9 protein-coding genes are annotated in these 10,544 nt (G+C 46.8%); 7 read left to right on the top strand and 2 right to left on the bottom strand.

What is annotated here, in order from left to right; translation table 11 throughout:
- Window positions 1-421 precede the first annotated feature (421 nt).
- From ACLQ6D_RS07020 to ACLQ6D_RS06995, 6 genes are all read left to right on the top strand, one after another.
- Window positions 422-964 carry an REP-associated tyrosine transposase gene (locus ACLQ6D_RS07020; protein WP_411726568.1) on the top strand — a complete coding sequence of 181 codons (543 nt, stop codon included), beginning with the start codon at window positions 422-424 and terminating at the stop codon, window positions 962-964.
- A 207-nt stretch (window positions 965-1,171) separates the two neighbouring features.
- Window positions 1,172-1,993, top strand: coding sequence for a hypothetical protein (locus ACLQ6D_RS07015; RefSeq protein WP_411726567.1), 822 nt, complete (start codon window positions 1,172-1,174; stop codon window positions 1,991-1,993).
- Between the two features lie 135 nt (window positions 1,994-2,128).
- Window positions 2,129-2,773: a DUF922 domain-containing protein gene (locus tag ACLQ6D_RS07010; RefSeq protein ID WP_411726566.1), complete on the top strand. Its 645-nt coding sequence runs from the start codon at window positions 2,129-2,131 to the stop codon at window positions 2,771-2,773.
- 165 nt (window positions 2,774-2,938) lie between these two features.
- On the top strand, window positions 2,939-3,439 hold the full coding sequence (gene tnpA / locus ACLQ6D_RS07005) for an IS200/IS605 family transposase (RefSeq protein ID WP_411726565.1): 501 nt from the start codon (window positions 2,939-2,941) through the stop codon (window positions 3,437-3,439).
- A 185-nt stretch (window positions 3,440-3,624) separates the two neighbouring features.
- Entirely contained in the window at window positions 3,625-4,881 is a 1,257-nt protein-coding gene (locus ACLQ6D_RS07000; RefSeq protein WP_411726564.1) for a TIGR02270 family protein, read from the top strand.
- Window positions 4,882-4,936: 55 nt separating this feature from the next.
- Complete coding sequence (locus tag ACLQ6D_RS06995) at window positions 4,937-6,613, top strand: FHA domain-containing protein (protein WP_411726563.1); 1,677 nt, start codon at window positions 4,937-4,939, stop codon at window positions 6,611-6,613.
- Window positions 6,614-6,633: 20 nt separating this feature from the next.
- On the opposite strand, the gene ACLQ6D_RS06990 is transcribed toward ACLQ6D_RS06995, so the two are convergent.
- Together ACLQ6D_RS06990 and ACLQ6D_RS06985 are read right to left on the bottom strand one after the other, a co-directional pair.
- Complete coding sequence (locus ACLQ6D_RS06990) at window positions 6,634-7,476, bottom strand: alpha/beta fold hydrolase (RefSeq protein WP_411726562.1); 843 nt, start codon at window positions 7,474-7,476, stop codon at window positions 6,634-6,636.
- Window positions 7,477-7,506: 30 nt separating this feature from the next.
- Window positions 7,507-8,994, bottom strand: coding sequence for a protein kinase domain-containing protein (locus ACLQ6D_RS06985; protein WP_411726561.1), 1,488 nt, complete (start codon window positions 8,992-8,994; stop codon window positions 7,507-7,509).
- Window positions 8,995-9,743: 749 nt separating this feature from the next.
- On the opposite strand from ACLQ6D_RS06985, the gene ACLQ6D_RS06980 reads away from it, so the two are divergent.
- Window positions 9,744-10,544 (top strand): hypothetical protein (locus ACLQ6D_RS06980; protein ID WP_411726560.1); only part of this gene is annotated, 801 nt, incomplete at its 3' end.

Raw genomic sequence — 10,544 nt, 5'->3', positions numbered from 1 at the left:
GGGAAACTTGCCATTCCATCCATCCAGGTTCGAAGATTTGATTGGGTTGATCCTTGGATACTTTGATTGGCGGATCACCCTATCGGGCATCCGCCCTACCCATTGAAACTTTATGTCGGATTATCGTCAAATCAATGGGGTCAGACTCCATTGATTCGTGACAGATAAATGAGCTATGCTTTGGCTGTGATAAACTTAAGATTGTCAAATTCAATGCTAAGGGTAAAAAAATGGGTTTAACATACGCAACGCTCAAATTAAGCCCGTAAGCCCGTAAGTCGGAACCGTTTACGGTTTCCGACGAATGTTATCGAAGGCACGGGGGCTGTTTTATTGGTGCATTTTGGAGGATTTGTGTGATTAGCCATCTGGTGGCTTTGATTGACGGATCACCCTAACGGGCATCCGTCCTACGTAACTTATGCCGAATTATCGTCGTTATCGGGTGCCGGGAGGCACGTACTTTTTCACGGTCAACTTGTTGGAACGGCGGCAAGATACCTTGGTGCGTCATATTGATGCTCTACGCGAGGCGGTACGAAAGACACGACGGGAGCGGCCATTCCATGTTGATGCTTGGGTGGTATTGCCGGATCACATGCACTGCGTTTGGACGCTACCGCCAGGAGACGACGATTTTTCCAACCGCTGGAAATCGATCAAGATTCGCTTCGTGCAAGCGATTCCCCGTACTGAGCGGCGATCTCCTGTCCGCATTGCCAAAGGCGAACGTGGCATCTGGCAGCGCCGCTTCTGGGAACACGCCATCCGCGACGAAGCCGATTATGAACATCACGTAAATTATGTGCATTGGAATCCCGTGAAACATGGTTTGGTGAAAACGGTAGCCGATTGGCCTTATTCCACATTCCATCGCTATGTCCAGGACGGAATATTGCCCATCGACTGGGTTGGTGAAGTTGAAGATGAAAGCAACGATTTTGTGGAACGGCAAAGTGCGTAGGGTGAAGCCGTCACCTGTTCCGCCGTCTGAATGAAGTGTATTCAAATCCGGGTAATTATTGGCTGGTGTATCCGGCGGCAGAATGATTATTTCCCTCATTTTTTGTTATTTCCGAGTGGTAATATTACCGTGACTAGGTCGTTGAAATCGCAGAAAATAACTCCTAGACCAATGCAAAATCGATTTTAATTTTGTAGGAGTGCAAACATGTCAAACAATATTCGTGAAAAAGCTAGTGAGGTTTTGAAGGGCGTACCTCCACTCGGACAGCAAATCAATTCGGATGGCCCTACAGCGGCACTTTTCACAAAGCTTACAGGTGGGGTAACACATGCCACTCTTGTAAAAAACTGGGCGGAAGGAGGAAAGTTGACTACATGTAATGCATTCGTCGGCTGGTTTGGAAATGTTCTCGGTTCCCAGAAGTACCTAGGACGGTTTGACGTTGAGACTTACTTGCCGACGATTGGTAAGGGACATGCCTGGGTTAAGTCCACACAAGACACAAGGCCGAAGTACGGTGATATATGCAGGCACACGAAATTCCACGTAGGCATTTCGCTCGATTTCGAAGGCGATTTCTGGAACCATGCGGATTCTGGGCAGGGCGGGTCTAGTGCAGGGCGCGATATTATCAAACGGATACGCAGTAAGGATCCCTTCGATTATAAGAAACTGCAAGGATGGATTGATCTTGAGCTTTATTTCGGTTCTTCCGCACAAACTGCCCCGACCCCTGATTGGTTGCCTGGTTGGTGGAAAGTTATGTGGCGTGGGCAAGCTTATTACTATTACTTTGAACGTAATAACAAAGTAAAATGGACTCAAATACAGCCTCCTAACATCACCAAAGCCCCGCTAGCTGTCAGCGACACAGGAAGTTTCACTTTTGAGTTTCCCGATTCTGTAACCATTCGTTGGGGGGCTAGTGGGTCGGTGGAAAAACTCAGCAAATCGCTAGCAGCCCAAAATGTGCAAATGCGGGGAACTTGGAATGATGCAGATACGCTCAATGCTGAAAAAATGTGATTCGTTGGCTTGTTACGGTGTATTTTAACCATGAGCTTATGCACGTAAGGCGGAACTGTTCATGGGTTACGCCACATGAAGTTTTGAGCTAACGAGTCCGAAATTGTAATGCAAGGTTAACAATGGGAGAAAGGCATGGCAGGTTCAATAATTCCAGGGACATTAGGGATGGAACCCCTTTCGGCAAATACGCAGCCTCAGCAAGGGACATTGTTTAACAATGCGATACCGGGAAGTGTCGGCTCAAACGCTACGACCCTTGCCGTCCAACGCAACATTGCCAGTGTCACCAAGGACTGGGATCCACCCAATCCGCGCACCACACCTGCTATTACCGTCAATGGGAAAACTTTGGAGAAAGCAGCGGCCGCCCTGAATCAATTATCGGAATGGGGCGAAGGTGGCGGCATGTTAAGGTCTGATGCCATTCCACCCGGCAACACAACCAATCTTGATGTTAAATTACATGCCAATCTGGTTATGCGATTGCCCACATGGACTGGGTATCAGGCGGCATCACCCGCCGCTAAAAAGGAATGGGATAAAATGTTTGCCAAGCTACGGGCTCATGAACAGCGGCACGTGGATATAGCTATTGAGGAAGCAGATGCGCTAGCCGCTAAGTTAGTTGGGCGCGAAATAAGCGAAATCGCTAATTTGGTGACGAAAGCCAATCAAACAATGCAAAAGCGCCAACAAGATTTGGATAAGGACACAGAAAGCGGAGCTAAGCCTGGCGTGACTTATGGCGATGTAATATTAGATATTAGTGTCACATAAGTCGGAACAATTAAGTAAAACCGCTTAACTCGTTGACAGGTAAGCCACTAGTTTGACTAGTGGACTCCCAAGGCTTGGCCTTCAGATTCAGTGTAAAAAGATGGCAGATAAAGCGATGATGTTGTAATTTTTCCTTGGGCTTGACGGACACAAGGAGAACCTATAATGACAACATCATCTTACGCGAGCTTAAGTCATTCGAAATGGGATTGCAAATATCACCTGATGTTTATTCCCAAAGGTAGGAAGAAAGGCTTGTATGGAAAGATACGAGGGTATCTTGGGCCTTTGTTCCATGAACTTGCGGCTCAACGGAATTGCAAAATATTGGAAGGTCACATAGTCCAAGAGCATGTGCATATGTTGATTCGAATGCCGCCAAAGTACTCTGTTGCCGAGGTGGTAGGTTATATGGAGGGCAAGAGTGCCATTTCTGTTGCCCGACAATTCAGCGGCAGGCAGCGGAATTTCAAGGGGGGGAACTGCTGGGTCAGGGGCTACGCGGTTTCGACGGTGGGTTTTGAGGAATCACAGATTCGTGCCTACATCAAAAAGCAGGAGCAGTTGGACAGCATACCCGCCGGGAAGCGGGTATCCAGCGCCATGGACGGCAAGCTCCGAGCCATACATGAGCCTGGATTCCGGCAATCCCCCGGCAACCCCTGACCGGGGCAGGCTCTGCCGGAATGACGGTTTTTAAAAACAGTTGCACGTCCTTACTTAGTAGGTTTCGAGGCATGAAATAAGAGTGGTGTATCAAAGGGATTACCATAAAAGGTCATGAATGATTTTTGGGAGTATTATCTTCAAAGAATAATGTTCTTATCGTTAATAACAACAGTGCAGATACCATGAGCCAAACCCAACCCGTTATCCCCCATATCATCGACCAACACGCTGAAGAAGCGGCGTTCCTTTGGCTGTTAAGGCATAACGCGGTTTATGCACCGCACTACAATTTAAAAGATTTGGCTAAACTAGATAACCGTGTGGAAGCGCATATTGATGGGTTGAGGATTGCCGGGGATTATGGCTGGGAGGCTTGCTGCAATAACTTGGAGTTCAAGGGGGCCGGCGAAGTCTTTGCCGCAGGTATTCTGGCACTGGAAGGCGATAATAGTGATCGTATCGGCAAAGTCTATCAGGTCGCTGAAGAAACGCCGGAAACTTTGACTGGACTTATTTCCGCATTTGGCTGGGTAGAACCGCAGCATTTACAGGGCAAGGTCAGTGGTTTGCTGGTTTCAAAAACCCCCTTGTGGCGGCGAGTGGGTATTGCTGCTTGTGCAATTCATCGCGTTGATCCAGGAAAACATCTTGATCAGGCCATTCAGGACAGTGATACCCAACTGAGAACCTGTGCGTTGCGGGCTGCGGCTGAACTGGGACGTGTAGACCTGAAACAAGCAGTGTTGGAGCGAGCCAACGACCAAGATATTACGCTTAGTTTTTGGGCGGCGTGGTCGGCTGTGCTGCTGGGCGCTCGTGGTAATGCGCTATCTTCATTGCAGGCCAGGATTATTGAAGGCCCAGATTTCTCCGTTAAAGCCATGTCTGTGGCATTTCGAGCGCTCAATCTGCAAATGGTGAAGGAACTGCTGAAAGGTTTGGTGCAGCAAGAGGATAGGCTTAGGGAGGCTATTATAGGTGTTGGGATATCGGGTGACCCTAGCTACATCCCGTGGTTAATCAAGCAAATGGAAGTGCCGAAATTAGCGAAGATTGCTGGCGAGTCATTCAGTTTTATCACTGGGGCAGATATTGCATACCAGGATTTGGAGGGTGAGTTACCGAAAAACTTTGCCTCTGGCCCAACAGAAAACCCAGAGGATGGAAACGTGGCGATGGACACGGACGAAGATTTGCCTTGTCCAGACCCTCTGCTGATAGACCGTTGGTGGAATCAACATCAGCATAATTTTACACCGGGTGTTCGTTACCTGTTAGGAAAGCCGATTACTGAACATCAATGCCAAACAGTATTGAGATCGGGAAAGCAACGCCAACGTCAGGCGGCGGCGATGGAATTGGCGTTGATGCGACCTGCAACAGTGCTCTTTGAAACACGGGCTATCGGCAAAAGACAACAATGGCTTTCACCAACTTAAGTTTTGTGCTGGACAAAATAGGTCAGTAATGATGCAGGAGGACAAGACCGTCATCATGCCCCAAGGATCTCTCCAGCAGGAGCTGGAACTAGACCGCACAGTGTTATTTCGGTCCGGTTTGCAGGTTATCCTGGTGGATGCAACCGGCCAAAAATTGCAGGAACACTTTTTTACGCATGGTTTTACTGCTGGGCGCTCAAAAGACAATAACATTGTAGTCCCGAGTGGTGAAGTCAGCCGCCATCATCTGGAAGTCAAGCCGGAAAACGGGGAGTGGTGGGCCTATGACTTGAATAGCGCCAATGGCGTTTATTATCAGGATAGTTTGATTGAGCATAAGGCTAAACTCACTGTTCCTGCTGAACTTGCGTTCGGTGATTCGGGCATTCTGCTAAGGATTCAGGCGGCTGATCAAAAGGCAGATATAGTTAAACCGATAGCTACAGAAGTCAAAGAGAATAATATAAGTGAAAGTACTGCGATAGGCACAGGCGCTACGACCAGGGGCAGCACCCAGCGAAATTTATCCAAGGAAGCCATGAAAGCGCGCTTTCTGGCGAAGGAAGAGGTAGAAGATTCCGGCGATTTCACGCGCATGGTGCGTAATATAATCCATGAAGACCGCACTATTCGTAGCAAAAAATACAATAAGGCCATTTGGGTGTTGGGCATCCTGCTTCTGCTGTCGGCGGGGCTGGTTGGCTATCAGCAAGTTGCACTGTCAAAAGCGCGTAATTTGGCGCTTGATATGTTCTATGACATTAAGACACTTGAGGTCAGTCTGTCACAATCAGAAATCATGATAGATAAAAGCGCCAATGTGCTGGAGCAAACGCTACATGTTTTAGCGAAAGAGAAACGATGGTCTGAACAAGAACTTATTAGGGTTGAGCAGGAAAAATTAACAGCAGAAAGGAAACGTGTCGCTGAGGGCAGGGCAAGGCTGACTAGCATGAAAGCCAAGTACCAACAGTATGTAAAAGAGGCAACATCGCTGCGTATCCGTTTCCCGGGAGCTTCGCGTTATGAAGAGGAATTGATTGCCAAGGTTGCCAGGGAGTTTGGTGAAAGTGAATTGGAATTGCCTGATGGTTTTGTGGGGGAAGTCAGGCGTTATATCAAGTACTGGCAAGAATCATCAAGGATGCAGCAGGCAATAGGGCGTTTTGAAAAAAATAACTACGCAGACGAAGTTATTTCTGCTTTGGAGAAAGAAGGTTTGCCATTGCACTTTATGTACTTACCCCTTCAAGAAAGCAATTACGATGCCCAAGCGATTGGCCCCCAAACTCGCTATGGTGTGGCAAAAGGGGCATGGCAGTTTCTTGCGACTACAGGCAAGGAATATGGGCTGGAGCCTGGCCCTTTAGCCGATGCCAGGGAGTACGACGGACAAGATGCCCGTTTTAACTTTAAGCTGGCGACCCGTGCAGGGGCAAAATACCTAAAATATATTTTCAGCACCGAAGCGCAAGCTTCTGGGTTGCTGGTCATGGCTTGCTATAACTATGGGCATAACCGGGTAAAATCCATGGTAAAAAAAATGCCTGACAATCCCCGCGATAAGAATTTCTGGAAATTTATTCAGCTATATAAAATCCCTAAAGAAACTTATGATTATGTTTTTTATATATTTTCTGCGGCGGTGATAGGGGAAGATCCACAGCATTTTGGCTTTAACTTTAAGCCACCGCTATCGCTATCTGCACCGCAGGAAAGTGGGCCAGGATAGCGTCCAAACCTAGGTGTGTTTTACGGAGTGGCGTTTATGGAATGCAATTGTATGTCTTTCAATATTAACGGCCAGACTTTCCCCCAACAACAATAATGGTCAAATTTAGGCATTAGGGTTAGATGAGCTGAATGCTGGTTCAGTACTGCTGCTTGGCTAATGCGTACAGGGATGTTTTCATCTTTTTCGCCAACATAATGTAGTTGAAAGAGTTTTTGATTCAAGGGAGGTTGTTGTGCCGGATTTGTCGAACCGCTAAGCGGGGAATAACCATGCAGCTTAACCCACGCTTCGATATCCAGGTTTCCCGCAATAGTGGCTATTCCCTGTACGTCCTTTAATTGTCCGGCAAGAAGCATCGCCAACGTGCCTCCTCCGCTATAACCTATTAACACTACACGCTTCTTGTGTAACAGTTTGGTTACTTGTTCCAAAGCAGATGCCATTGTTGTCACCACTGCCATCGAATAACGTTTATTAGTCCAAAGGCTAGGCTCACAAGGGGGTATTTCACTGAGTCCATGGTAGCAGGGGCGACCCAGGTAAACGGCTGGCAGGTTATCTTGAGCCATCAACCTGAGTACCAGTAAATTTCTGGGTGTTGGGTTTTCTGAAATCCAGCGATTATTGATCCATGGTGAACCGTCGCCGTCTATATAAACATGAAAATCGCCGCTATCATCCTGAATTTCATTGATATATACGACATGTTTGAATTTTGTCCCTGGTACGATGGTACGGTGAAAATTTAAGCGCTTGGCTTCCTGTTCAAAGAGCGACTCCGGGGTCGCACAACCAGCTAATATAACAGTCAGGAAAAAATAAATACCTTGGAGAAGAAATTTTATATCAACCGTAATCATATTTGATGATTGATTTTTGTTTGTGCAGAATTACTGTTGTGAAGTTTCCAGCTCCAGGATTTGCTTTTTAAACTTCAAAAGACCTTCGTGTTTAGGGAGGGCCTCCAAGCCTTCTTCAATTTTTACCAGGCTTTCCTTAAGGTTGTTTTGTTCAAAAAATGCTTCAGCCTCTTGTTCCCGAAGGGTGGCAATTTTTTCAAGACCTTGTTTTGCTTGTTTATTGTAGGGATCATGTTCTAATACTTGGCGGTATGCCCATAATGCACTACTACCAGAAGGTGCTGTAATGTGATCGACTTCAAAGCTAATATCGGCAAGGTCTAACAGGTCTTTTATTTTAAGTTCTTGTGCGGGTGTGAGTGCGATAACCTTATCACCCACTTTGTCGATATTAGAGCGGACACTGAAATAAAAGACAGCCGCTGCTGCCAAGGTGATTATCGTTACAACTATCAAAAAAGAGGGTATCAGCGAGCGGGGTTCCATTTCATCAATAAACTGCGAAACCGAACTTGTCCTGCGTTCTTTCTTGAATGCTAAGGCATGATTCAGGGCATTCCATTGACGGCGATTCAATCCAGAAATGATTGGAGGTTTAATATTAAGCTCAAGCGCTTTCTGGGCGGAAAGTTTCCCAAAAGGATGTTTGCCGGTCAATATTTCATAAGTTACACATGCCAATGCGTAGATGTCGTCGCGTGGATCAGGCGCTTGATTTTCAAACATTTCCAAGCTGGCATAAGCCGGTGTAAGGGCACCTAACTCCCTGGGGTTAAATAGGGTTTCATCGCTTATTTGCTGGTCTGTTTGCTTAATCGCACACGCAATGCCAAAGTCGAGTATTTTGACACCGCCAGACTCGGTGATGAAAACATTGCCGGGCTTAAAATCAGAGTGGATGATATTTTGCTTATGGGCATAAGCCAAGGCTACCGATAACCCTTTTATGATGGGCCACGCTTCCTTAAAAGGGAGTCCATGAGGGGCATTTTCGGTCAAATAGCGCGTAAGGGGCTTGCCGTCAAGGATTTCCATGACCATAAACACAGTATCCGTATTGTCATCTCGGTCAAAGTCATAGACATTGACAATATTGGGGTGCGCCAATTGTTGTGTCCTTTTAGTTTCCCTTTGTAAGGCAATAAACAGGTCTGGGTAGTCTTTGAATTCTTCATTAAGGACTTTAATTGCGACATCGGGTGATTGGTCATGGGCTTCCTCCCTGCGTAGGTCGGTCGCCCTGAAAATCGTTCCCATGCCTCCAGAGCCAATGACTTCCCGAAGGATAAAGCGATTTTTAAGTTTTGGGGCATTTGGGACTGGGCTGGACGGGATATTCGTCCCTTCTTTCAAAAAGCCCTTTGTTGTTAATTTAGTTACATCATTACTTGAATCGGCCTTATTATGGGTAGTTGAAACTTGTATCGTTTCATCGTCTCCCTGTTTTAGAATAGTTTTATCCAGTTCATTGATTTTTGGAATGACGATTGTCCCATCGTCAGTTGGCTTTTGATTCATAATAGTTCTTATGGGCAGATTCAACGCTTAAAGTGTATCAGTGTTTATGGAGTTATAGCCCGTATTGATGCGTAGCACTTTTCTGGACGTTAACTTAGCAGATTTTAACGGAATTTCGAAGTCTACTGATGACAAGAACGGTTGACAGTGAAATATTTCACACGTTCCTGATGAATTACTACACAGACAGTGAGCTTAAATGCCCGTAAAGTTGGTTTAACTTAGGCTTTCGGCTTTCAAATAGCCTATACATCCCCAACGAGTGCAACACCGTGGTATATAGGTCGAATAGGCTATCAATAAAATTTTAAATATCAATAAATTACAAAGACATTGCTAAGACTGATGAAAATAGTTGCTGCACTAGGCCGGGATTGGCATTTGGCTTTTATTAAGAAGGTTATGCCGTCGTTAATTTTATGCCCTTATGTGGCGCGTCTTGGAGAAAATTCGATGGCCTGTCACAAATAAGGCCTTTTGCATAAAATTAAAGAATTTCAATAAGTAACGGTGATATTGACAAAACAATTGACTTGTGTTATTGGATTACTTATGCTTAATATGTTTTCGCAAACACCAATCCGATAATGGGGGTCGTCATGCAGGACACACAAAAGATAGCGACGATGGTCGCTTTTGCGGTCACCGTGGCCTTTTCGTCCTCGGGGCAATCTGCGGACGTGACGTGGATCGGACCTGGGGTTGGGGATCCAAATCCGGCAAACTGGAACATTGCAAATAACTGGGTTGTGCCGTCAGAAGAGGCTCAACGCGTTCCCGTAGCAGGCGATAACGTGATTTTGCAGTTCTCGAACATCTTAAATCCTACTCTGAGCACCGTCAACTACAACAACCCACTTAATCCTTCGCTTGGAACTGTACACATCACGGGGGACACAGAGGTCATAACCCTTAATCATCTGCAGGATCCACTACTCGATACCTTATTTACACTCAGTACCTCAGATCTATGGCTAGGATACGGTGGAGGACAAAATGCTACCTATAACCTTGAAAACGGCATTCTGAACGTGTCGGGGGAGACGCGGGTAGGCCTTAGCGGCATCATCAGCGACGGCGGCATCAGCACCAGCGGCATCGGCACCTTCAACCAGACCGATGGCACCCACACGGTCGGGACTAATCTGGTGATAGCCTCGCGAACCGAGTTACCGAATGGCACAGACAACCCCACCGGAACCTACAACTTGAGCAATGGTAGTCTCACAGTGCTCGGAAATACTAGCGTCGGTCATTCTGGACAAGGAACTTTCAATCAGAGCGACGGGACTTACCATACCAATAGCATGGATGTCGGTTCTTTTGGTGTCTTGGGAACCACCACCTTTACTGCCTTCGGTAACGGCACCTACAACCTTAGCGGTGGCACATTGGCTGTGTCTGACCTAACCCGCATCGGTCGGGGCGGAACAGGCATCTTCGAGCAGAGTGGCGGGACTTTTACCACGGGCAGCCTCTCAATCGGCGTGGGAGGTGCTGTGCCAGGCGGACAAACAGGCCCCAACAAAGGCACTTATAACCTCAGTGCG

This window comes from Methyloglobulus sp. (assembly GCF_046714055.1).
GTDB lineage: Bacteria > Pseudomonadota > Gammaproteobacteria > Methylococcales > Methylomonadaceae > Methyloglobulus.
The sequence above is the reverse complement of the archived record's forward strand: the minus strand, read 5'-3'. Positions and strand labels throughout refer to the sequence as shown.

Bases quoted from the DNA above. Each gene is read 5' to 3' on its own strand.
- ACLQ6D_RS07000 (WP_411726564.1), top strand. From the start codon at position 3,625: ATGAGCCAAACCCAACCCGTTATCCCCCATATCATCGACCAACACGCT.
- ACLQ6D_RS07010 (WP_411726566.1), top strand. From the start codon at position 2,129: ATGGCAGGTTCAATAATTCCAGGGACATTAGGGATGGAACCCCTTTCG.
- ACLQ6D_RS06985 (WP_411726561.1), bottom strand. From the start codon at position 8,994: ATGAATCAAAAGCCAACTGACGATGGGACAATCGTCATTCCAAAAATC.
- tnpA (WP_411726565.1), top strand. From the start codon at position 2,939: ATGACAACATCATCTTACGCGAGCTTAAGTCATTCGAAATGGGATTGC.
- ACLQ6D_RS07015 (WP_411726567.1), top strand. From the start codon at position 1,172: ATGTCAAACAATATTCGTGAAAAAGCTAGTGAGGTTTTGAAGGGCGTA.
- ACLQ6D_RS06995 (WP_411726563.1), top strand. From the start codon at position 4,937: ATGCCCCAAGGATCTCTCCAGCAGGAGCTGGAACTAGACCGCACAGTG.
- ACLQ6D_RS06990 (WP_411726562.1), bottom strand. From the start codon at position 7,476: ATGATTACGGTTGATATAAAATTTCTTCTCCAAGGTATTTATTTTTTC.
- ACLQ6D_RS07020 (WP_411726568.1), top strand. From the start codon at position 422: ATGCCGAATTATCGTCGTTATCGGGTGCCGGGAGGCACGTACTTTTTC.